This window comes from Pseudomonas sp. W17, assembly GCF_040268305.1.
Taxonomy (GTDB): Bacteria; Pseudomonadota; Gammaproteobacteria; order Pseudomonadales; family Pseudomonadaceae; genus Aquipseudomonas; species Aquipseudomonas protegens.
Genome location: NZ_CP158490.1, coordinates 5,581,411 through 5,606,542, shown reverse-complemented (window position 1 = coordinate 5,606,542; position 25,132 = coordinate 5,581,411). Strand labels below are relative to the sequence as shown.

Below are 25,132 nucleotides of genomic sequence, written 5' to 3'. Positions count from 1 at the left end.
GCATCAGCCGTCGCGGCGTTTTTCCATTTGCGGCACCGTCTTTTGAGACGACGGTGCAGACACCTGATAAGAGGAGCGCATTCATGGCTGTTGGTCTTGGTCCTTTGCCTACGTTGCACCCGGTTGCCGGCTTCGAGCTCGGTATCGCTTCGGCCGGCATCAAGCGCCCGGGGCGCAAGGATGTGGTGGTCATGCGTTGTGCCGAAGGCTCCACGGTGGCGGGGGTGTTCACCCTCAACGCGTTCTGCGCCGCACCGGTGATTCTGGCCAAGCAGCGGGTACAAGGCCCGGTGCGGTATCTGCTGACCAACACCGGTAACGCCAACGCCGGCACTGGTGAGCCGGGCCTGGCCGCGGCGTCCCGCACCTGCGCCAAGCTGGCGGAGCTGACCGGCGTCGATGCCAGCGCCGTGCTGCCTTACTCCACCGGAGTGATCGGCGAGCCATTGCCGGTAGAGAAAATCGAAGGTGCTCTGCAAGCTGCGCTGGACGACCTGTCCGTGGACAACTGGGCTGCCGCCGCCACTGGCATCATGACCACCGACACCCTGCCCAAGGGCGCCAGCCGCCAGTTCCAGCATGATGGCGTGACCATCACCGTGACCGGCATCAGCAAAGGCGCGGGGATGATCCGCCCGAACATGGCAACCATGCTCGGCTACATCGCCACTGACGCCAAAGTCTCCCGCGAAGTGCTGCAGAACCTGTTGCTGGACGGTGCCAACAAGTCCTTCAACCGCATCACCATCGACGGCGACACGTCGACCAACGACTGCTGCATGCTGATCGCCACTGGGCAGGCCAAGCTGCCGGAAATCACCAAGGCCGAGGGCCCGCTGTTCGCTGCCCTGAAGCAGGCGGTGTTCGAGGTGTGCATGGAAGTGGCCCAGGCCATCGTCCGTGACGGTGAGGGCGCAACCAAGTTCGTCACTGTGGAAGTCAACGGCGGGGCTACTTGCCAGGAGTGCCTGGACGTAGGCTACACCGTGGCTCACTCGCCACTGATCAAGACCGCGCTGTTCGCTTCGGACCCGAACTGGGGCCGCATCCTGGCGGCAGTAGGTCGTGCCGGGGTGCCGGACCTGGATGTCAGCAAGATCGACGTGTTCCTCGGTGAAGTCTGCATTGCCAGCCGTGGCGCCCGTGCTGCCAGCTACACCGAAGCCCAGGGCGCGGCGGTGATGCAGCAGGAAGAAATCACCATCCGCATCGAACTGGGCCGTGGCGCGTGCAGCGAAACCATCTGGACTACCGACCTGTCTCACGAATACGTGAAGATCAACGCGGAATACCGCACCTAAGAACCTCGCCGGCGTTGCCGCTCCTGCTGTAGGAGCCGGCTTGTCGGCGAAGCGCAGATCCAACGCCCGGCCCGCAAGGGCCTGGCCAACATGCCTGAGCAGAGGAAGTAGTGCGGTGAAACGAGTACATGTGGCTGCGGCCGTTATCCGGGATGCCAGCGGCAAGATCCTGATTGCCCGGCGTGCCGATACTCAACATCAAGGTGGCCTGTGGGAGTTCCCCGGCGGCAAGGTCGAGCCCGGGGAGGCGGTCGAAGCCGCGCTGGCCCGCGAGCTACATGAAGAGCTGGGCATCGCCGTCACCGCAGCGCGCCCGCTGATCAAGGTGCAGCACGATTATCCGGACAAGCAGGTACTGCTGGATGTCTGGGAAGTCTCGGCGTTCAGTGGTGAGCCTCACGGCGCCGAAGGGCAACCTCTGGCCTGGGTCACCGCTCGTGAGCTGGCCGACTATGAATTCCCCGCGGCCAATCAGCCGATTGTCGCTGCCGCGCGTCTGCCAGCCCACTACCTGATCACCCCGGAAGGCCTGGAAACCCCGACCTTGCTGCGAGGCATGCAAAAAGCCGTGGCCCAGGGCTGCAAGCTGATTCAACTGCGGGCGCCCGGCGGCTACGACCCGCAATACCGCGACCTGGCGGTGGATGCGGTGGGCCTGTGCGCCGGCAAGGCGCAACTGATGCTCAAGGGGCCCTTCGAATGGCTGGGGGATTTCCCCTCGGCGGGCTGGCACATCACTGCGGCGCAACTGCGCAAGTACGCCAGCGCCGGGCGGCCGTTCGGCAAGGATCGCTGGTTGGCGGCTTCCTGCCATAACGCCGAGGAGCTGTCCCTGGCCCAGCAGATGGACGTGGACTTCGTGACCTTGTCTCCGGTACAGCCCACCCAGACTCATCCGGATGCACAGCCATTGGGCTGGCAACAGGCCGAGCAACTGATCAGCGGTTTCAACAAGCCGGTGTATCTGCTGGGTGGCGTGGGGCCCGCCGAATGCCAGCAGGCCTGGGCAGCGGGTGCTCAAGGTGTAGCGGGTATCCGCGCCTTCTGGCCGCAGGATTGAAGACATCCTCAATGGCAGCCTGGGCCCAGGTCTGCGGGAGCAGGCTTGCCTGAGAGGCATCGTCGGGCGCTTGCAGGCCCTTCCGCCCGCAAGCCGCGTGGTCAGGGCTTGGCGGCGGCCTGCCAGAGGATTTCGGCAATGCCCTGGCGCTTGGCGATCAGTCGCGCGGCGACAAACAGCAGGTCCGACAGGCGATTGATGTAGGCCAGCCCAACCCCTTGCAAAGGCTCAACGGCATTCAGGTGCTGACAGCGACGCTCGGCGCTGCGGGCCAGGCTGCGACAGACATGGGCCTGGGCGATCAGCGCCGAGCCGCCGGGCAGGATGAAGTTCTCCAGCGGGCCCAACTCCTCGTTCCACAGATCGATGGCCGCCTCCAGGCGCTGTACTTCGGCCTCGTTGAGGGCCTGATAGACCGGCATCGCCAGTTCGCCACCCAGGTCGAACAGCCGATGCTGACAGGGCGCCAGCACTGTGATCACTTCCTCGAGCCCGGGGCAGGCACTGCTCTGCTCACCGAGGCCTGCCAGTAGCAGGCCCAATTGGCTGTTCAGGGTATCAACCTCGCCAATGGCTTCGACCCGAGGGTGATCCTTGGGCACCCGACGGCCATCCCCCAGTCCGGTTTCGCCTTTGTCGCCAGTGCGGGTGTAGATCTTCGACAAGCGAAAGCCCATGTTCAGTTCTCCAGTGGTAACGGTTCTTGGACCAGCGGCTGGCTGCTGGCCAGGGGCAGGCGCAAGGTGAAGCAAGTGCCCTGGCCGCGGGTGGACTGCACCTCCATCTGCCCCTTGTGGTTATTGGTGATGATGAAGTACGACACCGACAGGCCGAGCCCGGTGCCCTGGCCGATTTCCTTGGTGGTGAAGAAGGGCTCGAAGGTACGCTTGCGCACGTTTTCGCTCATGCCGATTCCGTTGTCCTCCACCTGGATCTCTGCCCAGGGCGGATTCAAACGGGTACGCAGGATGATACGTCCGGGTTCGCTGTCATCTTCGCGCTGATGGATGGCCTGGGCGGCGTTTTTCAGCAGGTTGAGCAGCACCTGTTCCAGTTCGTTGGCAGTGCCGGGGACCGGGCCCAGGTTCGGGTCGAACTGGCGAATGATCGCCTGGCCCTTGAAGTCGAAGCCAATGGCCAGGTCGAAGTCGTTGCTGGCGATCTCCACCGCCTGGTCGATCAGCGCCGGCAGGTCGCAGGGGGCCATCTGCCGGTTGCTGCGTCGGCTGAAGCTGAGCATGTGGGTGACGATCTTCGCCGCCCGGGCTCCGGCCTGCTGAATGCCATCGAGCAGTTGCGGCACTTCGCGGCTTTCCAGGTAGCGATTGACGGTCTGCAGTTCAACACCGATCTGCTGCGCGTGCTCAAGGTTCTTTGGCAGATCGGCAGACAGTCGTCGGCGAATGTTCTGTACGTTGTGCAGGATCGCTCCCAGCGGGTTGTTGATCTCATGGGCCATGCCGGCCGCGAGGCCGCCCACCGAAAGCATTTTCTCCGATTGCACCATCATCTCTTCCAGGGACAGGCGCTGGGTGATGTCGTCGATACGGATCACCACCCCGCGTCCGGCGCCCCCCATCAGGGGGTAGAAGGTCAGGGCGTAGTGCTTGGGTTCTTCGTCCTTGAACCAGGTGACCCGCTCCACCTTGGTCACCGTGTGCTGCTCTACGGTTTCCTTGAGCTGCGGCAGGAACGGCTTGAGCGGTTCGAAGGCGAGGAAGATCGGCTGGTTCAGGGCTTCGTCGAGCCGGGTGCCGGACAGGGCGCTGGCTTCCTGGTTCCACTGGGTGACGTAGAGCTGTTCATCCAGAGCGATCAGCGCCGAGGGCATGGAGTCGATGATGCTGTTGAGGTAGTTCTGAAAGCCGGTGAGCTTCTTCTCGATCTTGCTGCGCACCTGGACTTCCAGTTCCAGCTTGCGGTTGGTATGGCGGGTTTCCTCCGCCAGCCCCTGGGCCTGGTCGTAGGCGGCCTGGGAGTCGTCCCGGGCGCGCTTGAGCTGCTGCTCGCGAGCTTCGATACGCGACAGCATGGTGTTGAAGGCTTCTGCCAGGCTGCCGATTTCATCGTGGTTGCCCCGGGCTGCGCGCAGGGCGTAGTTCTCTTCGCGGGTGACCTGGCGCGACAGTTCCTCGAGCTGGTGGATCGGCTGGGTGATCAGGCGCTTGATCTGCCGGGCGATGACCAGCCACAGCAGCACACTGAAGATCAGGATTCCCAGGCTGGCGGTCAGGGTGCCGGTGTAGAAGGCCATCGGCAGTTCGCTGGTGGCCACCAGCAGCAGGTGGCCGGGGGCCTGGCCCGGGCGGGGCAGGGTGATGACCTGGTTGCTGCGAAACTCGGTCATTTGCCAGGCTTCGATGTGCCGGTAGCGTTCGGGCAGCTTGAGGCGTTCGCCGTGCTGCAACTGGGCCAGGCGCTGGCCCTTGCCGTCATAGAGTGCGGCAGCCCGCAGCGGGGTATAGCTGTCGAGTTCGTTGAGCAGCTTCTCGGCATCTTCGGGGGAGTTCAGCGCTTGGATCGCCAGGGTCGGATTGGACACCAGGCGGCCAATGGTCTGCAGCGCCTGGGGCGCCATGCTTTCCTGGGAGATCCAGTAGGCCGCGCTGATAAAGGTCAGGTTGGCGACCAGCAGAACGGTGGTCAGCAGGACAAGCAGTGCGGCCAGGAGCTTTTGGCCCACTGGCAGGTTTTCGAGGCGCTGGCGCAATGGCATCGGCTATATCGCTGGAAATGAGCAAGTGGGGAGCGTAGCCGCTGCTCAGGCGCTGGGCAATCCGCGTCGCTGCAGCTGGTTCACCAGGTGCTGTTGCAACTGCTGCAGATGGGGCAGTTGCAGGCGATGCCGGGCAGCGGCTTCACAGGCGTAACCCAGCAGGTAGCTGATTTCGGTACGCCGCCCGTTACTGACATCCTGGTGCATGGAGGAATAGTTGGCGGCGGTGGCCAGGATCACCCGTTCCACTTCCTGTTGCAGGTTTTGCGCGGCAGCGGGTTGCCCGCAGCATTGCAGCAGCTCGCTAAGCTCGGCGCACAGGGTGGCCACTTCGCAATGATGCTGCTGCAAGCCACCGTTACGGCAGTCGTGCAGTACCGTCAGTGGGTTGATCGCGCAGTTGAGTGCCAGCTTGCGCCAGAGCCGGGTGAGGATCTGGGTGCTCCATTCATGGGGAATGCCGCTGGCCGCCAATTCGTCGAGCCAGATCGGCGGCGTGGGGTGCCCCGAGTCCCCCAGCCAGGTGTAGCCGTGGCCGGCAAAGACCACGCGCCAGTCGCCATCGCGGAAGGCGCCCTCGGTGCTGGAGGCGGCAATGCAGCGTGCCTGGGGCACTCGGGCGGCCACGGCATCCTGGCTGCCCAGGCCGTTCTGCAGCAGGATCAGTTCGGCTCCCGGCGCCAGGCGCGGGGCGATGCTGGCCACTGCCGCCTCGGCGTCGTAGGCCTTGCAGGCCAGCAACAGGCGCTGGATGGGGGCGCTGCTGGTGCTGGTTTCTCCGGGAATTGCCAGCAGGCTGCTCTGGCCCTGTTCTACCAGGGTCAGGCCGCCGGCCGCCTGATAGGCCCGCAAGCGGGCGGGGTCACGCAGAATCAGGCGTACCGGCAAGCCGGCTCGGGCCAGGCGGGTGGCCCACAGGGTGCCGAGGCTGCCGGCGCCGAGAACATGCCAGGTGGTGGACATCAGGTTTTCGCTCTGTTTGGCCGCCCGGGGGAGGGCGCGGGGTGAAGGAGGGGAAAGACCCGTTATAATGAGCGCGGATTTTAACCGCAAGCCGGGCGTGTTCGATGTTTTGAACAGCGCCCCTTTTTATTTGGAGAGATTACATGCCGTCGTTTGACGTGGTATCCGAACTGGACAAGCACGAAGTCACCAACGCGGTGGAAAACGCCGTCAAGGAACTGGATCGCCGCTACGACCTCAAGGGCAAGGGCAGCTTCGAGTTCAAGGACAAGGAGCTGACCGTCAACCTGACCGCCGAGGCCGAGTTCCAGCTTGAAGCGATGATCGAGATTCTCAAGCTGGCCCTGGTCAAGCGCAAGATCGACGTGCAGTGCCTGGAGGTCAAGGACGCCTATGCCTCGGGCAAGGTGATGAAGCAGGAAGCCGTCCTCAAGGAAGGTATCGATAAAGAACTGGCGAAGAAAATCGTCGCCCATATCAAGGACGCCAAGTTGAAAGTGCAAGCCGCCATTCAGGGCGAGCAGGTACGGGTGACCGGCAAAAAGCGTGACGACCTGCAAGAGGCCATCGCCGCCCTGCGTGCCAAAGAGTTCGGCATGCCGCTGCAATTCAACAACTTCCGCGATTGATCGGCTTCTCCGGGAACCTCTAGAGCTTATTGGCGTCCGAGGCCGGAGGAATGGCAGAAACGATTGAGCCCCCGCGGGGCTGGTCGTTCTGCCTGTCAGTCATGTGCGCCGCAACCCCGGGAATCTGGAGAAATAGATGGATTTGAACGCTGAAGTAGACAATCTGGTCCGGGCCTCCCAGGCCTGGATTCCAATGATCATGGAATACGGCAGCCGGGTGCTGCTGGCTGTCATCACCCTGGCCATCGGCTGGTGGTTGATCAACAAACTGACTCACAAAGTGGGCAAGTTGCTGGCCCTGCGCAATGCCGACCTGGCGCTGCAAGGTTTTATCAGCAGCCTGGCCAACATCATTCTCAAGGTCCTGCTGATCGTCAGTGTGGCTTCGATGATCGGTGTCGAAACCACCTCCTTCGTGGCCGCGATCGGTGCTGCCGGCCTGGCCATCGGCCTGGCGCTGCAAGGCAGCTTGGCGAACTTCGCTGGTGGGGTATTGATCTTGCTGTTCCGCCCGTTTCGTATCGGTGACTGGATCGAAGCCCAGGGCATCAGCGGTACTGTCGACAGCATCCAGATCTTCCACACCGTGCTGCGTACCGGTGACAACAAGACAGTGATCGTGCCCAACGGCAACCTGTCCAACGGCATCATCACCAACTACAACCGTCAACCGACCCGCAAGGTGGTGTTCGACGTAGGTGTGGACTATGACGCGGACCTGCAGAAGGCCCGCGAGGTGTTGCTGGAACTGGCCAAGGATGAGCGGGTACTGGCCGATCCGGCCCCGGTAGCTGTGGTTTCTACCCTGGGCGATAGCGCTATTACCCTGTCGCTGCGGGTGTGGGTCAAGACTTCGGACTATTGGGACGTGCTGTTCCAGTTCAATGAGTTGTCCCGTGATCGCTTGAAGGCAGCGGGCATTGATATTCCTTTTCCACAACGGGTGATTCGAGTGGTTCAGGAAGCAGCAGCGCAATAAGTCAGTTTCATGACCTGGCCGTTCGGTCAGCTAATGTTGTTCAAGACAAGGGGCTATCAGCCCCTTGTTTGTTTTCAAGTTCGGACTTGGCAACTATGTAAGTTCGAATCGGCAAGGTCTGAAGTAGCTATTGAAGCCTACTTTATTAGTTAGCTTGCTATCTTGGTCGGCGGGTTCAATAGGGTACTTTTGCAAGGCAAAAAAAACCGCCAACCTGGCTCAGGTTGGCGGTTCTTATTAGTACTGCGTGTTAAAGCAATCCGCTGAGCCGTGAATTACAAGATGCTCAGTGGGTACTCTACGATCAGACGCAGGTCGTTCAGGTTGTCGTAGTTGGTCGCGCGGTAATCGCTATTGGTACCACGATAGATCGCGTTACGCAGACGGAAGGACAGGTCTTTGGCCGGGCCTTCCTGAAGCACGTACTTGGCTTCTACGTCCCATTCATGCTCTTTGCCGTCACTGGAGTCAGCAACGGTAACGTTGCTACCGCGAATGTAGCGAGTCATGAAGCTCAGGCCTGGCACGCCGAAGGAGGCCATGTTCAGGTCGTAGCGAGCCTGCCAGGATCTTTCGTCTTCGCCCACGAAGTCGGAGATCTGCACAGAGTTGGCTACGTAAACGGTGCCACCACCATCAACGCCGTAGTTGTAGCCGGTCTTGCCGCTGGACTGCTGGTAAGCCACGGTGAATTTGTGGGCTTCGATGCTATAGGCAGCTGCCAGGCTCCAGACGCGGTTGTCCAGGTCGCCAGCCAGCTTCTTACCATCATCCTTGCTGCGATAGCCGTTGAAGTCGAAGTTCAGAGATTGTTTTTCGCTCAGCGGCAGGGTGTAGTTGACGTTGAAGTACTGCTTCTTCCAGTAGTCTTCAACATCGGAAGCGTGCACGGCGAAAATGAAGTTCTCAAGACCCGAGTAGGTAGCACCTACGATGTTTGCAGAGCTCAGGCCCGGGTTCTGTTTGCCAGTAACGCGGCTGCGACCGTTGATGCTGTCACGGCCCATGCCGGTCTGGGCGCTCAATGCGGTGAAGCGACCACCGATCAGTTCCAGGCCCTTGATTTCGTTGCTGGTGATCAGGGTACCGGTGGCAACTTCAGGCAACAGACGGCCGTCGTCTGTAGTAAATACTGGGCTGGATACGAACTGGTTGCCGTATTTCAGTACAGTATCGGAGATGCGGAACTTCGCAGCGCCGCCCAGTTTCGACTGGGTGTTTTCAGGCTCGCCGGAACCATTGGTGGCGAACAGGCCGTTACCCGCACGACCCGAACCGCCGTCGAGTTTCACGCTGCCCATGGCCATGGCATCGACGCCGAAGCCGACGGTGCCTTGAGTGAAGCCGGACTGATAGGTGAGCAGTTCGCTGATACCGGTGTCTTGACGGTAGCCGCTGGTTTTATCGTCAGTGCCTGTGGTGTAAGTACCGTTACCACGACGCACGTTACCAACGCCGTCCTTATAGTCACGGTTCATGTACATTGCGCGAGTTTTCGCGGTCAGGGTGCTGTCTTCGATAAAGCCTTTTGCATCGTCCTGGGAGGATGCAATTGCAAACTGCGAGGTGCCTGCTGATACAGCCAGGGCGATCATGCTCCACTTCATCACGCGCATCGTGATTTGCTCCTTTGGTTTTTAGAAGAGTACTGCCGTCCCACCTGTTTTTTTATCTGGGCGGCTCTTTCTTTTTGTGTCGGCGCAAACTTATATCACGCTGACAATGTTGGCGATACTTGCCTATCTATCCTTTCAGCTTCTTTACGGCCCTGTCGCAATTTGCTCGATAGGCGTCGTAATTCTGCAGTCAGTCTGTATCCAGGCCGACAACTTTCAGCAGTGTTTTTCTAAGCCGAGAATGAAGGAAACAAGTCCCCATGCACACACTTTAAAAAGCACCGCGGGGCAGCCCTGCCACTATTATTATGAGTCTGTAAGGCCTGACTTCCGTTAGACCGTTGCAGACGATGCGGGGTTGAATGCAACAAGCGTGCACAAACTGAATCTAGCCCCCCATTTTTCTTCAAAGAGCCGTTCGGGCCTGTAAAAACCGCATAAAATCGCTGTTTCAAGGGGCGTTTTGTTTGGCTTGACTCTGTGGTTTTCCTGGTGCAGGGCTGTGCATTAAGTTGCACAGTGCGGCGAAACGTTACCGCTGCACACTGCAAAGTGAGTAAACGGCGGATGCTTGAGGAATTTAGCGTAGACCGCCTGTGCGATTCTGGTGCAAAACTTTTGCAACGCTGTGCACGATTCATACAGTCAGGCCCAGGCAAAATAAGGGGCGCAAGGGTGAGCTCGGGTCATTTTCCGAATGGTCTGCGGGTTGTGGGCGCAAATGGTGCGAGGCACGTGAAAATGTCCTGCTGTGGGGCGTGGCCTTTGCATCGCGATCGGCTCCTTGCCGTGCCTGAGTGTGTGCTGTCCGGTCTCTGGCTCATTGGTCATGAAGCGCAGGGCATTCGCAGGTATGCTGCGCGTCTGTCGCCTGGCAGGAGTCCGTCTACTGGACGCCGGGCTGAAACAAGCTGAGCGGGAGTAAACGCGGTGTTCACTTTAGATTCACGGCTGCAACAAGACACATTGACCCTCGGAGATTTCCCCCTCTGCCGGTTGCTGCTGTCCAATGACGCCAACTATCCCTGGTTCATCCTGGTGCCGCGTCGCGAGGATATCAGCGAGTTGTTTCAACTGGATGTCACCGACCAGCAACAGCTATGGCGGGAAACCACCGCGCTGGCCGAGTTGCTCAAGGACTCGTTCGATGCCGACAAGTTGAATGTGGCGACCTTGGGCAATGTGGTGAGCCAACTGCATATGCACGTGATCGTGCGCAGGCGTGATGATGCGGCATGGCCGGCACCGGTATGGGGCAAGCATCCGGCCAAGCCTTACAGCACCGAGCAAGTGGCGGCGATCCGTGAACGCCTGCGGTTGGTGCTGACCGATGATTTTCAGTTTCTGGAGGGGTGAGGCATGAGTCTGCAAGAGCGTGTAACCGACCTGGAGAGCCGCCTGGCGTTTCAGGATGACACCATTCAGGCCTTGAACGATGTGCTGGTGGCGCAGCAGAGGGCAGTGGAGCGCCTGCAGTTGCAGATGGCGGCATTGCTCAAGCGCCAGGAAGAAATGGTCGGGCAGTTCGAGTCGTTCGAAGAGGAAGCGCCACCGCCTCATTATTGAGGGGGATCGTTGGCCATAAAAAAACCGCGCCTGGGCGCGGTTTTTTTATGGGCGGCCGATCAGCGGCGCGGCAGCGCGGCAATCACGTCTTCGGCTTGCAGGCCCTTGTCACGGTTCATTACCGAGAACTCCACGCGCTGGCCTTCCACCAGGACGCGATGGCCTTCTCCGCGAATGGCGCGAAAGTGCACGAAAATATCATCGCCGGAATCCCGGGAGATAAAACCGAAGCCCTTGGAGGTGTTGAACCACTTCACGGTACCGGTATCACGATTGCTCATATCGTAGCTTGGCGTGGCGGAAGCGGAAGGTGATGACTTGTAGAAGCTGATGGCCAGGTGCAGGACTACGGCGATCAGTGCAGTCAGCAAGCTGACCAGAACCGCCGGTTGGCCACCAATGACTGGCATGGGGGCCAGCAGGGTGAGGGTTTGCAGTACAACGACCAGCACCAGCAGGGCGCTGACCAGATTTTGCAGGTGATGACGAGAGCCTTTGTTCCAGTAGGGAATAACTGGAGCCAGGATCAGGTTGAGCAGGCCGAAAAGGGCCAGGTAAAGAGCATCGGGTTGTTGCAGGTAGGGAACCGCGTCAGATCTCAGACTCGGAATCAAGGACAGCAGCAAAGCTGCAATGCCTGTCAGCAGGTGGACGATTTTCAACATTTTGATTAGCTCACGTTAAGAAGGAAGCACAAGGAGGAGCTGATCACGCACGGTTCGCTTCTGAACAAATAGGTGAGGCGGTGGTTACGTACGCGGTGTCAGCCTATGCGCGCTGGCCGAAGAAATAGGCAACAGCGACACGGGCTCTATTTAACAGCAAAGCCCAGGCCTTCTCAAATCAGCTGCAGGGCTTGCCCCGGGCGTACAAATGAGCGCTTCTGCAGGCCGAGCTCGGAGAATCGGGCAAAAGCCTGTTCTAGACAGATGGCGGTGATTTTTCCAAGGAACGTCGGATTTCTGCTGCTGTCTGACTTGACTCGAACTCAGTGAGGTTTATCCCGGGCCGGGCCACGGGACAATCCACCGCAGGCCGATTGACGATCCTGGGCGGCGCAGGGGCGGTACTCTTGCTAGAGTGGTCCGGCAGATGAATGGGTGAATCCATCCCGATAACGGAGAGAAACATGGCAATTGATATCGGTATCAGCGAAGAAGATCGTAAATCCATCGTCGACGGTCTTTCCCGTCTGCTTTCGGATACCTACGTGTTGTACCTGAAAACCCATAATTTCCATTGGAACGTCACCGGCCCGCAATTCCGTACCCTGCATTTGATGTTCGAAGAGCAGTACAACGAACTGGCCCTGGCAGTGGACCTGATCGCCGAACGCATTCGCGCCCTGGGCTTCCCGGCTCCGGGGGCCTATTCCATCTATGCCCGGCTGTCTTCGATCAAGGAAGAGGAAGGGGTGCCTGCCGCCGAGGAAATGATCAAGCAACTGGTCGCCGGCCAGGAAGCAGTGACCCGTACCGCCCGGGGCATCTTTCCGTTGCTGGACAAGGTCAGCGACGAGCCCACGGCGGATCTGCTGACCCAGCGCATGCAGGTGCATGAAAAAACCGCGTGGATGCTGCGCTCTCTGCTGGAAAACCGTTAAGCCCGCTCTTGCGAATGGCGTCCCGTACGCCGTTCGCACCCTTGCCCAGCAGGCAGCACCTGCGTTCTCCAGACCTTCCGGGGTTGCAGCCCGGATAGACGCCTGACGGCCGGTGACGCCCGCAATGGGGTCATACGGCTGCACAGGGCCGATTTAATGGATATAATCCCGCTCTTTGCTACGTAGCCCGGGCTTTGGCGTGGGCTCTGGCTGTAGTTCAAGCAGTAATCTGGATTGCCGAGACGCCCCCCATGCCCATGTACGACTATCAATGCGCTTCCTGTGGTCATCAGCTGGAAGCCATTCAAAAGATCAGCGCCGCGCCGCTGGTCGACTGCCCAGCCTGCCAGGCGCCCGAGCTGAAAAAGATGCTGTCCATGCCTGGTTTCCGCCTGAGCGGCACCGGCTGGTACGAAACCGACTTCAAGACCGGCTCCAAGAAGAACCTGGCCGGTGGCGACAAAGCTGACTAAGTTGAACGACACGCGCGAGTTCTTGCACTATCCGGCACCTTGAGGTGCGCAAGGCCTCCATCGAATTTCGAATTACGAGAAGTGAAACCACTACCATGATGCGCAGCCATTATTGCGGCCAACTGAACGAAAGCCTGGAAGGTCAGGAAGTAACCCTTTGCGGATGGGTCCACCGTCGCCGTGACCACGGCGGGGTGATCTTCCTCGATATCCGTGATCGTGAAGGTCTGGCCCAGGTGGTGTTCGACCCGGACCGCGCTGAAACCTTCGCCGCCGCCGACCGCGTGCGCAGCGAATACGTGGTCAAGATCACCGGGAAGGTACGCCTGCGTCCGGCCGGTGCCGGCAACGCCAACATGGCTTCGGGCATGATCGAAGTCCTGGGCTACGAGCTGGAAGTGCTGAACGAAGCGGAAACCCCGCCGTTCCCGCTCAACGAATATTCGGACGTGGGTGAAGAAACCCGTCTGCGCTATCGCTTCATCGACCTGCGCCGTCCGGAAATGGCCGAGAAGCTGCGTCTGCGTTCGCGCATGACCACCAGCATCCGTCGCTACCTGGACGAGAACGGTTTCCTCGACGTGGAAACCCCGATCCTGACCCGCGCCACCCCAGAGGGCGCCCGCGACTACCTGGTGCCGAGCCGCACCCACGCTGGCAGCTTCTTCGCCCTGCCGCAATCGCCACAGCTGTTCAAGCAACTGCTGATGGTGGCTGGCTTCGACCGCTACTACCAGATCGCCAAGTGCTTCCGCGACGAAGACCTGCGTGCCGACCGTCAGCCTGAGTTCACTCAGATCGACATCGAGACCAGCTTCCTCGACGAAAAAGACATTATGGGCCTGACCGAAGGAATGATCCGCAACCTGTTCAAGGAAGTGCTGGGTCTGGAATTCGGCGAATTCCCGCACATGACCTTTGAAGAGGCCATGCGTCGCTACGGTTCCGACAAGCCGGACCTGCGCAACCCGCTGGAACTGGTGGACGTTGCCGACCAGCTCAAGGAAGTGGAATTCAAGGTGTTCAGCGGCCCGGCCAACGATCCGAAATGTCGCATCGCCGCCTTGCGCGTTCCAGGCGGGGCGAGCATGCCGCGCAAGCAGATCGACGACTACACCAAGTTTGTCGGCATCTACGGCGCCAAGGGCCTGGCCTACATCAAGGTCAACGAGCGCGCCAAAGGCGTTGAAGGCCTGCAATCGCCGATCGTCAAGAACATCCCGGAAGCCAACCTGAACGTGATCCTCGATCGCGTGGGCGCGGTCGACGGCGACATCGTGTTCTTCGGGGCCGACAAGGCCAAGATCGTCAGCGAGGCCCTGGGCGCGCTGCGTATCAAGCTCGGTCACGACCTGAACCTGCTGACGTGCGAATGGGCGCCGATGTGGGTTGTCGACTTCCCGATGTTCGAAGAGAACGACGACGGCAGCTTCACCGCCCTGCATCACCCGTTCACCGCGCCGAAGTGCTCGCCGGAAGAACTGGAAGCCAACCCGGCTACCGCTCTGTCGCGCGCCTACGACATGGTTTTGAACGGCACCGAATTGGGTGGCGGTTCGATCCGTATCCACCGCAAGGAAATGCAGCAAGCGGTATTCCGCCTGCTGGGCATCAGCGAAGCGGAACAGGAAGAGAAGTTCGGTTTCCTGCTGGACGCCCTCAAGTACGGCGCGCCGCCGCACGGTGGCCTGGCCTTCGGTCTGGACCGCCTGGTGATGCTGATGACCGGCGCCCAGTCGATCCGCGAAGTGATCGCCTTCCCGAAAACCCAGAGCGCGGCCTGCGTCATGACTCAGGCACCGGGTCTGGTGGATGCCAAGGCTCTGCGCGAGCTGCACATCCGCTTGCGCGAACAGCCCAAGGCTGAATAAGCCGGCCCGATAAGGCGCACCTTCGGGTGCGCTTTTTCTATGGGTCGAGTTTTTGTTGCCCGCACCCGCCATGCGGTGTGGGCAATGTTTCAAAGAGAATTTGGAGCAAGTTATGGCAGGTCATTCCAAGTGGGCGAACATCAAGCACCGCAAAGAGCGTCAGGATGCCAAGAGAGGCAAGATTTTCACCAAGTGGATTCGTGAGCTGACTGTCGCGGCCCGTCAGGGCGGCGGCGATCCCAACTCCAACCCACGCCTGCGCCTGGCCCTGGACAAGGCACTGGGTGCCAACATGAGCCGCGACATCATCGACCGGGCCATCGCCCGTGGCACCGGCGCTGCCGGCAGCGACGATGTGGTCGAGCTGACCTATGAAGGCTACGGCCCCAACGGCGTGGCGGTGATGGTCGAGTGCATGACCGACAACCGCAACCGCACCGCGGCAGCTGTTCGCCATGCCTTCAGCAAGTGTGGCGGCAACCTGGGTACCGACGGTTCGGTGGCCTACCTGTTCGAGCGCAAGGGGCAGATCACCTTCGCCGAAGGTGTCGATGAAGACGCCTTGATGGAAGCGGCGATGGAAGCCGATGCCGACGATGTGGTCAGCAACGAAGACGGTTCGATCGACGTGTTCACCTCGTTCGCCGGTTTCTATGGCGTGCGCAATGCCTTGGAAGCGGCGGGTTTTACTGCTGCGGACGCGGAAATCGTCATGCTGCCGACCACCAGTGCCGAACTGGACCTGGAAGGCGCCGAGAAGGTCCTCAAGCTGATCGACATGCTGGAAGACCTGGATGATGTGCAGAACGTCTATTCCAACGCGGATATTCCCGAGTCGGTCGCCGAGCAACTCGGCTGATTCAACTGCACTAACCTTGAGGCCGGAGGTGCGAAGCCGTGATCATTGCGCGGCAGGGCGCTTCCGGCTTCTGCCTTTTCGCTGTTCCGGTCCTGGCCGGCAAGCCTCTTTATTCAAGCAGCAGGCGTTATGACTCTTATTCTTGGCATCGACCCCGGTTCGCGCATTACCGGTTATGGCGTGGTTCGAGACACGGGGCGCGGCTGTGTGTACGTGGCCTCTGGTTGTATCCGTACCGGGGCTGGCGAGCTGCCCGACCGGCTGCAGATCGTCTATCGCGGGGTGCGTGAAGTGATCCAGACCTACGGTCCGGTGACCATGGGGATCGAGAAGGTGTTCATGGCGCGCAACGCCGACTCGGCGCTCAAACTCGGCCAGGCGCGGGGGGCAGCGATCGTTGCCGGTGCCGAAGAGGGGCTGGAGATTGCCGAGTACACCGCCACCCAGGTCAAGCAGGCCGTGGCCGGCACTGGCGGGGCCAACAAGGAACAGGTGCAGATGATGGTCATGCACCTGCTCAAGCTGACCACCAAGCCGCAGATCGATGCCTCGGACGCCCTGGCCATTGCCATCTGTCACGCTCATACCCGTTCCAGCCTGCTGCCCCATGGTCTGGGGACAGCACGCAGTCGTGGCGGCCGCCTGCGTCTCTGATAGCATCAGCGCAGTCATTTTAGGGGTTGAGCGTTTTGCGCCTGGGTAGCCGGCGCAGACGCTCGCCCAACGAGTCGCCAGCTGCGGGCTGGCCATCGCCTAAGGATCTGAAACGTGATTGGACGCTTGCGCGGCACCCTGGCTGAGAAACAGCCGCCGCACCTGATTCTTGATGTAAACGGGCTGGGATATGAAGTCGAAGTGCCGATGACCACCCTGTATCGCCTGCCGTCGGTCGGCGAGCCCCTGACCCTGCACACCCATTTGGTCGTCCGCGAGGATGCGCAGTTACTCTACGGTTTTGCCAGCAAGCGCGAGCGAGACTTTTTCCGCGAGTTGATCCGTCTCAATGGTGTTGGCCCGAAACTGGCCCTGGCGTTGATGTCCAGCCTTGAGGTGGATGAGCTGGTGCGTTGTGTGCAGGCCCAGGACACCTCGGCCCTGACCAAGGTGCCCGGAGTCGGCAAGAAGACCGCCGAGCGCCTGCTGGTAGAACTCAAGGACCGTTTCAAGGCCTGGGAAGCCGTGCCGAGCATGTTCGCCCTGGTGCCGAACCAGCCGGATGCGCCGGCGCCAGTGGCCAGCGCCGAGTCGGACGCGGTCAGCGCGCTGATCTCCCTGGGCTATAAGCCGCAGGAAGCCAGCAAGGCCGTATCCGCGATCAAAGACAAAGGTTTGAGCAGTGAAGACATGATCCGCCGAGCCCTGAAGGGAATGATTTAAGTGATTGAAGCCGACCGTCTGATCGCTGCCACGGGCCCCCGTGAGCGCGAGGAAATCCAGGACCGGGCGATTCGTCCGGTCAGCCTGGCCGACTACATCGGCCAGCCTAGCGTGCGCGAGCAGATGGAACTGTTCATCCAGGCCGCCCGTGGGCGCAACGAATCCCTGGACCACACCCTGATCTTCGGTCCCCCGGGCCTGGGCAAGACCACCCTGGCCAACATCATCGCCGAGGAAATGGGGGTGTCGATCAAGAGTACGTCCGGCCCCGTGCTGGAGCGCCCTGGTGATCTGGCGGCCTTGCTGACCAATCTTGAGCCTCACGACGTACTGTTCATCGACGAGATTCACCGGCTTTCGCCGATTGTCGAAGAAGTGCTGTACCCGGCCATGGAAGATTTCCAGCTCGACATCATGATCGGCGAAGGCCCTGCGGCGCGCTCGATCAAGCTCGATCTGCCGCCGTTCACCCTGGTGGGGGCAACCACGCGTGCGGGGATGCTGACCAACCCGCTGCGGGACCGCTTCGGCATCGTCCAGCGCCTGGAGTTCTACAGCACTGCGGACCTGGCAACCATTGTCAGCCGTTCCGCCGGCATTCTTGGTTTGCCCCTGGATCCGGAAGGCGCCTTCGAGGTCGCGCGCCGTGCCCGGGGCACTCCGCGGATCGCCAACCGTTTGCTGCGTCGGGTGCGGGATTTCGCCGAGGTGCGGGCCAAGGGGCATATCACCAAACCGATCGCCGACCTGGCGCTGAACCTGCTGGACGTCGATGAGCGTGGCTTCGACCACCAGGACCGACGTCTACTGCTGACCATGATCGAGAAGTTCGACGGCGGACCGGTGGGGGTCGACAGCCTGGCCGCGGCCATCAGTGAAGAGCGCCATACCATCGAGGATGTACTGGAGCCGTACCTGATCCAGCAGGGCTATATCATGCGCACCCCCCGTGGTCGTGTGGTGACCCGGCATGCCTACCTGCACTTCGGTCTTAACATTCCGTCACGAATGGGGGACATGCCCGTGGTAGACGAATTCCTCGATGCCGTGGACGATTAATAACCCGCTCTTTGTCGATTTATTCGGGGTTTGTGCTGTCCTAGGGACTGGCATGGTTAAAACATCACGAAAAGTCGTACAAGAATGAAAAAACAGTTGCCTGGCCGGATTGGCAACCTGAGGAGTAAGCACTAGAGTATGCGCGCGCAAAACGGGCTTGAGTCGTTCGCACATCGTTGTCGCGTTTATTACGAGGACACCGATGCCGGCGGCATCGTGTATTACGTTAATTACCTTAAGTTTATGGAGCGGGCTCGAACCGAGCGGCTACGACACCTGGGCTTTGCCCAGTCGCAGCTGGTGGGGGAGAACCTGTTATTTGTCGTGCACTCCAGCGAAGCGCGTTATCACGCGCCGGCGCGACTGGACGACGAACTTCTGGTCAGTGCCCAAGTTACCGAATTGAACCGGGTCAGCCTGCGCTTCACTCAGCAGGTCAGGCGAGCCAAAGACAATGCACTGCTCTGTGAAGGGCAGTTCCTGGTGGCCTGTGTGCGCGCCGACAATTTCAAACCCCGCGCCATTCCAGACGCTCTGCGTACGGCCTTTGCCGACGAGAGCATCGCGGGTACACACTCAGAGCAGGAGATAAAGCGTGGAAGCTAACGTCGTCGACCATTCCTCCATGTGGAGCCTGGTCAGCAATGCCAGCGTTGTTGTGCAGTTGGTAATGCTGACCCTGGTTGCCGCATCGGTGACTTCATGGATCATGATCTTTCAGCGCAGCAACCTGCTGCGTGCCGGTCGACGTGCCCTGGAGAGCTTCGAAGAGCGCTTCTGGTCCGGTATCGACCTGTCCAAGCTGTACCGTCAGGCGGGCAGCAACCCAGACCCGGACTCCGGCGTCGAGCAGATTTTCCGTGCCGGTTTCAAGGAGTTCTCCCGTCTGCGCCAGCAACCGGGTGTCGATCCTGAAGCGGTCATGGAAGGCGTGGCCCGTGCCATGCGCGTAGCGATTTCCCGAGAAGAAGAAAAGCTTGAGCAGAGCCTGCCGTTCCTCGCCACTGTCGGTTCCGTCAGCCCGTACATCGGTCTGTTCGGTACCGTCTGGGGGATCATGAACTCCTTCCGCGGCCTGGCTCAGGCCCAGCAAGCGACCCTGGCTACCGTAGCCCCGGGTATCGCCGAAGCACTGATCGCCACGGCCATCGGCCTGTTCGCGGCCATCCCGGCGGTGATCGCCTACAACCGCTTCGCCGCTCGTGGCGAGACGCTGATCAGCCGTTACTACACCTTCGCCGACGAGTTCCAGGCGATCCTGCACCGTAAAGTGCACACCAGCGAAGAGTGAGCAGGTAAAACCCATGGCCCGAGTTCGCCACAAACGCAAGCCGGTTGCCGAGATGAACGTGGTGCCTTACATCGACGTGATGTTGGTACTGCTGGTTATCTTCATGGTGACCGCGCCGATGCTCAACCAGGGCGTGAAAGTTGACCTGCCCAAGGTTTCCAGCGAAGCCTTGCCCCAGGACAACAACACCCAGGTGCTGACCATCTCGATCAAGGCTGACAAGACCTACTACTGGAACCTTGGCAGCGAAGTCGACACTGAAAAGCAACAGGACAAGGCGATGACCTTGCCGCAGATGACCGACGCGGTGACCAAGATCATCCGTGCCGGCAATGAAGGCGGCAAGCACACCCAGGTGTTCATTCGCGGTGATAAATCCGTCGACTACGGCGCCGTGATGGGTGCCATGGGCGGCCTGCAGAAAGCCGGAGTCGGTAACGTTGGCCTGATTACCGAGGCGCCCTGATGCACCAACAGCGAGAGCCGTCCGCCTCGGAAAGCTACTTCTGGCCTAGTGTCTGGGCAATTGCCCTGCACGTGCTGGTGTTTGGCATGCTGTTCGTCAGCTTTGCCATGACCCCGGAACTGCCCCCGGCCAAGCCGATCGTTCAAGCGACCCTGTACCAGCTCAAATCCAAGAGTCCGGCAACCACCCAGACCAATCACAAGATTGCGGGTGAGGCGAAGAAATCCGCCGCGCGCCAGACCGAAGCCGAACAGTTGGAGCAGAAGAAGGTCGAGCAGGAAGAGATCAAGGCCGCGGAACAAAAGAAAGAAGAGGCTGCTCAAAAAGCCGAGGAAGCGAAAAAGGCCGATGAGGCCAAGAAAGCCGATGAGGCGAAGAAGGCGGATGACGCCAAGAAAGCCGCAGAAGCGAAAAAGGCTGAAGAGAAACAATTGGCTGATATAGCCAAGAAGAAATCCGAAGAAGAAGCCAAGAAAGCTGCTGAAGAAGAGGCCAAGAAAAAGGCCGCTGAAGAAGCGAAGAAGAAAATCGTCGAAGACGCGAAGAAGAAAGCCGCGGAAGACGCGAAGAAAAAAGCTGAAGCAGACGAGGCGAAGAAAAAGATCGCCGAGGATGCCAAGAAGAAAGCTGCTGCCGACGCTGCGAAGAAGAAGGCCCAGGAAGCAGCGCGCAAATCTGCCGAAGAGAAAAAGGCCCAGGCCCTGGCGGACTTGCTGTCCGATAAGCCGGAGCGTGAAGCCACCAAGTCGGATGAGGTGGGTGACAGTGTCGCAGGCAGTTTCGATGACCTGATTCGCATTCGTGCGGCGGAAGGCTGGGCTCGTCCTCCTTCGGCGCGCAAGGGCATGACGGTGGAATTGCGGATCGGCATGTTGCCTGATGGCACGGTGACCACGGTCAGCGTGATCAAGTCCAGTGGTGATGGTCCGTTCGACGCTTCGGCGGTGGCGGCAGTCAAGAACATTGGGCGTTTGACAGAAATGCAGGGTTTGAGTCCGAAGGATTTCGCGCCCTATCGTTCATTCAAGATGACATTCACACCTGAGGATCTAGCCTTGTGAGAAACCTTCTTCGAGGAATGCTTGTCGTTATTTGCTGTATGGCAGGGATAGCGGCAGCGGATGAAAAAAACATTCTGGTCACCAGTGGCAGTGATCGGGCGACGCCGATTGCGGTAGTGCCGTTTGGCTGGCAGGGCGGCAGCGTGCTGCCGGACGACATGGCACAGATCATCGGTGATGACCTGCGCAACTCGGGTTACTACGCACCGATTCCAAAGCAGAACATGATCAGCTTGCCGACCCAGGCCAGCGAAGTCATTTTCCGTGACTGGAAAGCCCTGGGCGCCCAGTACGTGATGGTCGGCAGCATTGTTCCAGCCGGCGGACGCCTGCAGGTGCAGTACGCGCTGTTCAACGTCGCTACCGAGCAGCAAGTGCTGACCGGCAGCGTGTCGGGTAGCGTTGATCAACTGCGGGACATGTCCCACTACATTTCCGACCAGTCCTTTGAAAAACTCACCGGCATCAAGGGGGCGTTCTCTACGCGCCTGCTGTATGTGACGGCTGAGCGTTTCTCGGTGAACAACACCCGTTACACCCTGCAGCGTTCGGACTACGACGGTGCTCGGGCGGTAACCCTGTTGCAGTCTCGCGAGCCGATCCTGTCGCCGCGCTTTGCTCCGGATGGCAAGCGCATTGCGTACGTGTCGTTCGAGCAGAAGCGCCCGCGCATCTTCGTCCAGCACATCGATACCGGGCGTCGTGAGCAGATCACCAACTTCGAAGGCCTGAACGGCGCTCCAGCCTGGTCGCCAGATGGCACCCGCCTGGCGTTCGTGCTGTCCAAGGACGGTAACCCGGATATCTATGTGATGAACATGGCGTCCCGGCAGATCAGCCGCGTCACCAGTGGCCCGGGCATCAACACCGAACCGTTCTGGGGCAAGGATGGTTCCACCATCTATTTCACCTCCGACCGTGGCGGCAAGCCGCAAGTCTATAAAAGCAATATCAATGGCGGTGGCGCTGAGCGTGTGACCTTTATTGGTAACTACAACGCCAACCCGAAACTTTCTGCTGACGAAAAGACCCTGGTAATGATTCACCGCCAGGATGGTTTCACCAACTTCCGGGTAGCGGCTCAGGATTTGCAGCGCGGTAGCGTAAAAATCCTTACAGACACTAACCTTGATGAGTCAGCTACTGTTGCGCCCAACGGCACCATGGTAATCTACGCCACCCGCCAGCAGGGCCGGGGAGTCTTGATGCTCGTGTCCATTAATGGACGTGTGAGGCTCCCGCTTCCTACCGCTCAAGGCGAAGTCAGAGAACCGTCCTGGTCCCCTTACCTGAACTGACGCGGCGCTACAATGTTTCACTTAACACACTGGGGTTCATTAGGAGTTTCACGATGGAAATGTTGAAGTTTGGTAAGTTTGCTGCGCTGGCTCTGGCCATGGCTGTGGCTGTAGGTTGCTCCTCCAAAGGCGGCGACAATGCCGGTGAAGGCGCTGTTGATCCAAACGCTGGTTACGGCGCTAACACCGGTGCTGTTGATGGCTCCCTGAGCGAAGAAGCTGCTCTGCGCGCAATCACCACCTTCTACTTCGAATACGACAGCTCGGACCTGAAGCCAGAAGCCATGCGCGCTCTGGACGTTCACGCCAAAGACCTGAAAGCAAACGGCGCTCGCGTTGTTCTGGAAGGCAACACCGACGAACGTGGTACTCGTGAGTACAACATGGCTCTGGGCGAGCGTCGTGCTAAAGCCGTTCAGCGCTACCTGGTTCTGCAGGGCGTTTCCCCTGCACAGCTGGAGCTGGTTTCCTACGGTAAAGAGCGTCCAGTTGCTACTGGCCACGACGAGCAGTCCTGGGCTCAAAACCGTCGCGTCGAACTGCGTAAGTAATTCGTCATGCGAACGTGCCGTCGTGCTGTAACTATTTTGGCTCTCAGTCTCACGCCGCTTGCGGCGTGGTCTGCGGTTCCTGTGGTCGATAACAACTCCGGCTATAACAATAGCGGGAGTAGTTATCCGCCAGCGGGTTATGGCACGAACGGCGCCTATGCCGGGGGAGGGGTTTCGACCCCTGTCTCGGCACAGGGCGAGCTGTTCCAGCAACTGCAGCAAATGCAAGAGCAGATTGCACGCCAACAGGGTGTGATCGAAGTTCTGCAAAATGATGTAGCGCGGATGAAGCAAGAAAGCCTGGAGCGTTACCAGGACCTTGATCGACGCATAGGAAGCGGTGTCGCACCTGCCGCAACTCCTGAGAATTCTTCTGCCGGTGGCGATAACAGCGCTGCCGGTGCCGCTGCTCAGGCGCCAGCCGCCAGTAGCGAACCCGGTGATCCGGCCAAGGAAAAGCTCTATTACGATGCTGCCTTCGACCTGATCAAGGCCAAGGATTTCGACAAGGCCAGCCAGGCCTTCTCGGCATTCCTGCGCAAGTACCCCAACAGCCAGTACGCCGGCAATGCCCAGTACTGGTTGGGTGAAGTGAACCTGGCCAAAGGCGACCTGCAAGGCGCGGGCCAGGCATTTGCCAAGGTTTCCCAGCTGTATCCCAAGCACGCCAAGGTGCCGGATTCGCTGTACAAGCTGGCTGACGTAGAGCGTCGTCTCGGTCACACCGACCGGGTCAAGGGCATCCTGCAGCAGGTGGTGGCCCAGTATCCGGGCACTTCCGCCGCTCAGTTGGCCCAACGGGACCTGCAGCGCATGTAAGTGCGTTGGCCTCCGTTACAAGAAACCCGCGCTTGTCGCGGGTTTTTTCGTTAGAATCCATGCCCTTTTTCTGAAACACGCTTCCTGGGATCTGCGCGATGGCGGGGTTCCTTGAAGTGCCTGACGGAGGCGGACAGCCTGTTTAGCTGTTACGCCCGTGGCGACTATGCAAGACACATTGAGAATCACCGAAGTTTTCTACTCGTTGCAGGGGGAAACTCGGACTGCCGGGCTGCCCACGGTTTTTGTGCGCCTGACCGGTTGCCCGTTGCGTTGCCAATACTGCGACAGTGCCTACGCGTTCAGCGGCGGTAGCCAGCGGACCCTCGATAGCCTGCTGGAGCAGGTTGCCGGTTTCCGCCCTCGCTACGTCTGCGTCACTGGTGGCGAGCCTCTGGCCCAGCCCAATGCCATTCCCTTGCTCCAGCACTTGTGCGATGCCGGCTACGAGGTCTCGCTGGAAACCAGCGGTGCGCTGGATATCTCTGCGGTGGACCCGCGCGTCAGCCGGATCCTTGATCTCAAGACTCCCGGCTCCAAGGAAGCGCACCGCAACCGCTATGAGAATATCGAGCTGCTGACCGCCAACGACCAGGTCAAGTTTGTCATCTGCTCCCGCGAGGACTATGACTGGGCGGTGTCCAAGCTGATCCAGTACGGTCTTGAGCGACGCGCCGGCGAAGTGCTGTTTTCGCCCAGCCACCATGACTTGAATGCACGAGACCTGGCGGACTGGATCGTCGCTGACAACCTGCCAGTACGTCTGCAACTGCAGCTGCATAAATACCTTTGGAATGACGAGCCGGGGCGCTGACATGACTGAACAAGCACAGAACCCATCTTCGAGTGAAAAGCGTGCCGTGATCCTGCTGTCCGGTGGCCTGGACTCTGCCACCGTGGTGGCCATGGCTCGCGCCGAAGGCTACCGCTGCTACACCATGAGCTTCGATTACGGCCAGCGCCATCGGGCCGAGTTGCACGCCGCCGAGCGCGTGGCCCGGGACCTCGGTGTGGTGGAGCACAAGGTGATCGGCCTGAACCTCAACGGTATTGGCGGCTCGGCACTGACTGATAGCACCATCGAGGTGCCAGAGGCGCCGGGGGAGGGCATTCCTGTCACCTATGTGCCGGCACGCAACACCGTCTTCCTGTCCCTGGCCCTGGGCTGGGCGGAAGTCCTGCACGCGCGGGATATCTTTATCGGTGTCAATGCGGTGGATTATTCCGGTTACCCGGATTGCCGTCCCGAGTTCGTCGAAGCCTTCGAGCGCATGGCCAACCTGGCGACCAAGGCCGGTGTCGAAGGGCAGGGCTTTCGTATCCAGGCGCCGCTGCAGAACCTCAGCAAGGCCGAGATCATCCAGGCCGGGGTACGCCTGGGGGTTGATTACGGGCTGACGGTTTCCTGCTATCAGGCAGACGATAGCGGCTACGCGTGCGGCAAATGTGACAGCTGCCGTTTGCGTGCTGAAGGCTTCAAGGCGGCCGGAATCAGTGATCCAACACCTTATTTTTGATTTTTTCATATAGGGTGTTGAATTCCCGTTAGAAATCAGTATTATACGCGCCACCAC

The 25,132-nt window shown here is 60.1% G+C and carries 27 protein-coding genes; 22 read left to right on the top strand and 5 right to left on the bottom strand.

The annotated features are described in order from the left end of the window. Nucleotides 1–83: 83 nt before the first annotated feature. Complete coding sequence (argJ, locus tag ABCR88_RS25645) at nucleotides 84–1,301, top strand: bifunctional glutamate N-acetyltransferase/amino-acid acetyltransferase ArgJ (protein ID WP_015636776.1); 1,218 nt, start codon at nucleotides 84–86, stop codon at nucleotides 1,299–1,301. Between the two features lie 115 nt (nucleotides 1,302–1,416). Then, nucleotides 1,417–2,361 (top strand): Nudix family hydrolase, encoded by a 945-nt coding sequence (locus ABCR88_RS25640; RefSeq protein ID WP_350403659.1) that lies wholly within the window; start codon nucleotides 1,417–1,419, stop codon nucleotides 2,359–2,361. A gap of 101 nt (nucleotides 2,362–2,462) precedes the next feature. Here ABCR88_RS25640 and ABCR88_RS25635 read toward each other — a convergent pair whose 3' ends face one another. The 3 genes from ABCR88_RS25635 to ABCR88_RS25625 are packed head-to-tail and all read right to left on the bottom strand — an operon-like array spanning nucleotide 2,463 to nucleotide 6,040. Continuing rightward, nucleotides 2,463–3,038 carry a cob(I)yrinic acid a,c-diamide adenosyltransferase gene (locus tag ABCR88_RS25635; RefSeq protein ID WP_041119634.1) on the bottom strand — a complete coding sequence of 192 codons (576 nt, stop codon included), beginning with the start codon at nucleotides 3,036–3,038 and terminating at the stop codon, nucleotides 2,463–2,465. Nucleotides 3,039–3,040: 2 nt separating this feature from the next. Further along, nucleotides 3,041–5,077, bottom strand: coding sequence for an ATP-binding protein (locus ABCR88_RS25630; RefSeq protein WP_019094542.1), 2,037 nt, complete (start codon nucleotides 5,075–5,077; stop codon nucleotides 3,041–3,043). A 45-nt stretch (nucleotides 5,078–5,122) separates the two neighbouring features. After that, nucleotides 5,123–6,040 (bottom strand): putative 2-dehydropantoate 2-reductase, encoded by a 918-nt coding sequence (locus ABCR88_RS25625; RefSeq protein WP_041119632.1) that lies wholly within the window; start codon nucleotides 6,038–6,040, stop codon nucleotides 5,123–5,125. 143 nt (nucleotides 6,041–6,183) lie between these two features. Here ABCR88_RS25625 and ABCR88_RS25620 point away from each other — a divergent pair, with 143 nt between their 5' ends. Together ABCR88_RS25620 and ABCR88_RS25615 are read left to right on the top strand one after the other, a co-directional pair. Next, nucleotides 6,184–6,669: a YajQ family cyclic di-GMP-binding protein gene (locus ABCR88_RS25620; RefSeq protein WP_011063029.1), complete on the top strand. Its 486-nt coding sequence runs from the start codon at nucleotides 6,184–6,186 to the stop codon at nucleotides 6,667–6,669. Nucleotides 6,670–6,805: 136 nt separating this feature from the next. Continuing rightward, the gene (locus ABCR88_RS25615) at nucleotides 6,806–7,648 is read left to right on the top strand and encodes a mechanosensitive ion channel family protein (RefSeq protein WP_011063028.1); all 843 of its coding nucleotides are present in this window, start codon (nucleotides 6,806–6,808) and stop codon (nucleotides 7,646–7,648) included. Nucleotides 7,649–7,923: 275 nt separating this feature from the next. On the opposite strand, the gene ABCR88_RS25610 is transcribed toward ABCR88_RS25615, so the two are convergent. Next, nucleotides 7,924–9,264, bottom strand: coding sequence for an OprD family porin (locus ABCR88_RS25610; RefSeq protein WP_015636771.1), 1,341 nt, complete (start codon nucleotides 9,262–9,264; stop codon nucleotides 7,924–7,926). Between the two features lie 930 nt (nucleotides 9,265–10,194). Here ABCR88_RS25610 and ABCR88_RS25605 point away from each other — a divergent pair. Together ABCR88_RS25605 and ABCR88_RS25600 are read left to right on the top strand one after the other, a co-directional pair. Further along, nucleotides 10,195–10,620, top strand: coding sequence for an HIT domain-containing protein (locus ABCR88_RS25605; protein WP_041119630.1), 426 nt, complete (start codon nucleotides 10,195–10,197; stop codon nucleotides 10,618–10,620). Nucleotides 10,621–10,623: 3 nt separating this feature from the next. Beyond that, on the top strand, nucleotides 10,624–10,830 hold the full coding sequence (locus tag ABCR88_RS25600; protein ID WP_011063025.1) for a SlyX family protein: 207 nt from the start codon (nucleotides 10,624–10,626) through the stop codon (nucleotides 10,828–10,830). Between the two features lie 59 nt (nucleotides 10,831–10,889). Here ABCR88_RS25600 and ABCR88_RS25595 read toward each other — a convergent pair whose 3' ends face one another. Next, on the bottom strand, nucleotides 10,890–11,495 hold the full coding sequence (locus ABCR88_RS25595) for a cold-shock protein (RefSeq protein ID WP_011063024.1): 606 nt from the start codon (nucleotides 11,493–11,495) through the stop codon (nucleotides 10,890–10,892). A 464-nt stretch (nucleotides 11,496–11,959) separates the two neighbouring features. Here ABCR88_RS25595 and ABCR88_RS25590 point away from each other — a divergent pair, with 464 nt between their 5' ends. The 16 genes from ABCR88_RS25590 (at nucleotide 11,960) to queC (ending at nucleotide 25,075) form a co-directional block, all read left to right on the top strand. Beyond that, nucleotides 11,960–12,433 carry a Dps family protein gene (locus tag ABCR88_RS25590; protein WP_011063023.1) on the top strand — a complete coding sequence of 158 codons (474 nt, stop codon included), beginning with the start codon at nucleotides 11,960–11,962 and terminating at the stop codon, nucleotides 12,431–12,433. A gap of 251 nt (nucleotides 12,434–12,684) precedes the next feature. Continuing rightward, on the top strand, nucleotides 12,685–12,906 hold the full coding sequence (locus tag ABCR88_RS25585) for a zinc ribbon domain-containing protein (RefSeq protein ID WP_010457489.1): 222 nt from the start codon (nucleotides 12,685–12,687) through the stop codon (nucleotides 12,904–12,906). Between the two features lie 95 nt (nucleotides 12,907–13,001). Beyond that, the gene (aspS, locus tag ABCR88_RS25580; protein WP_011063022.1) at nucleotides 13,002–14,777 is read left to right on the top strand and encodes an aspartate--tRNA ligase; all 1,776 of its coding nucleotides are present in this window, start codon (nucleotides 13,002–13,004) and stop codon (nucleotides 14,775–14,777) included. Nucleotides 14,778–14,889: 112 nt separating this feature from the next. Then, the gene (locus ABCR88_RS25575; RefSeq protein WP_011063021.1) at nucleotides 14,890–15,636 is read left to right on the top strand and encodes a YebC/PmpR family DNA-binding transcriptional regulator; all 747 of its coding nucleotides are present in this window, start codon (nucleotides 14,890–14,892) and stop codon (nucleotides 15,634–15,636) included. Nucleotides 15,637–15,765: 129 nt separating this feature from the next. Next, nucleotides 15,766–16,290: a crossover junction endodeoxyribonuclease RuvC gene (ruvC, locus tag ABCR88_RS25570; RefSeq protein ID WP_011063020.1), complete on the top strand. Its 525-nt coding sequence runs from the start codon at nucleotides 15,766–15,768 to the stop codon at nucleotides 16,288–16,290. Nucleotides 16,291–16,404: 114 nt separating this feature from the next. After that, entirely contained in the window at nucleotides 16,405–17,013 is a 609-nt protein-coding gene (ruvA, locus tag ABCR88_RS25565) for a Holliday junction branch migration protein RuvA (protein WP_011063019.1), read from the top strand. Next, nucleotides 17,014–18,072 carry a Holliday junction branch migration DNA helicase RuvB gene (ruvB, locus tag ABCR88_RS25560; RefSeq protein ID WP_011063018.1) on the top strand — a complete coding sequence of 353 codons (1,059 nt, stop codon included), beginning with the start codon at nucleotides 17,014–17,016 and terminating at the stop codon, nucleotides 18,070–18,072. Nucleotides 18,073–18,210: 138 nt separating this feature from the next. Continuing rightward, nucleotides 18,211–18,678 carry a tol-pal system-associated acyl-CoA thioesterase gene (gene ybgC / locus ABCR88_RS25555; protein WP_041119627.1) on the top strand — a complete coding sequence of 156 codons (468 nt, stop codon included), beginning with the start codon at nucleotides 18,211–18,213 and terminating at the stop codon, nucleotides 18,676–18,678. Then, the gene (gene tolQ, locus ABCR88_RS25550) at nucleotides 18,668–19,363 is read left to right on the top strand and encodes a protein TolQ (protein ID WP_011063016.1); all 696 of its coding nucleotides are present in this window, start codon (nucleotides 18,668–18,670) and stop codon (nucleotides 19,361–19,363) included. Before ybgC ends, tolQ begins: the two co-directional genes overlap by 11 nt. Nucleotides 19,364–19,376: 13 nt before the next feature. Beyond that, complete coding sequence (tolR, locus tag ABCR88_RS25545) at nucleotides 19,377–19,829, top strand: protein TolR (protein ID WP_011063015.1); 453 nt, start codon at nucleotides 19,377–19,379, stop codon at nucleotides 19,827–19,829. Beyond that, complete coding sequence (gene tolA / locus ABCR88_RS25540) at nucleotides 19,829–20,890, top strand: cell envelope integrity protein TolA (protein ID WP_011063014.1); 1,062 nt, start codon at nucleotides 19,829–19,831, stop codon at nucleotides 20,888–20,890. The genes tolR and tolA overlap by 1 nt, the downstream gene beginning before the upstream one ends. Before the next feature lie 17 nt (nucleotides 20,891–20,907). Next, the gene (tolB, locus tag ABCR88_RS25535; protein ID WP_015636767.1) at nucleotides 20,908–22,188 is read left to right on the top strand and encodes a Tol-Pal system beta propeller repeat protein TolB; all 1,281 of its coding nucleotides are present in this window, start codon (nucleotides 20,908–20,910) and stop codon (nucleotides 22,186–22,188) included. A 53-nt stretch (nucleotides 22,189–22,241) separates the two neighbouring features. Further along, nucleotides 22,242–22,739: a peptidoglycan-associated lipoprotein Pal gene (pal, locus tag ABCR88_RS25530; RefSeq protein WP_003227510.1), complete on the top strand. Its 498-nt coding sequence runs from the start codon at nucleotides 22,242–22,244 to the stop codon at nucleotides 22,737–22,739. A 6-nt stretch (nucleotides 22,740–22,745) separates the two neighbouring features. Then, nucleotides 22,746–23,558: a tol-pal system protein YbgF gene (gene ybgF, locus ABCR88_RS25525; protein ID WP_011063012.1), complete on the top strand. Its 813-nt coding sequence runs from the start codon at nucleotides 22,746–22,748 to the stop codon at nucleotides 23,556–23,558. A 166-nt stretch (nucleotides 23,559–23,724) separates the two neighbouring features. Further along, nucleotides 23,725–24,372: a 7-carboxy-7-deazaguanine synthase QueE gene (queE, locus tag ABCR88_RS25520; RefSeq protein ID WP_011063011.1), complete on the top strand. Its 648-nt coding sequence runs from the start codon at nucleotides 23,725–23,727 to the stop codon at nucleotides 24,370–24,372. Between the two features lies 1 nt (nucleotide 24,373). Further along, on the top strand, nucleotides 24,374–25,075 hold the full coding sequence (gene queC / locus ABCR88_RS25515) for a 7-cyano-7-deazaguanine synthase QueC (protein ID WP_041119623.1): 702 nt from the start codon (nucleotides 24,374–24,376) through the stop codon (nucleotides 25,073–25,075). Nucleotides 25,076–25,132: the final 57 nt, after the last annotated feature.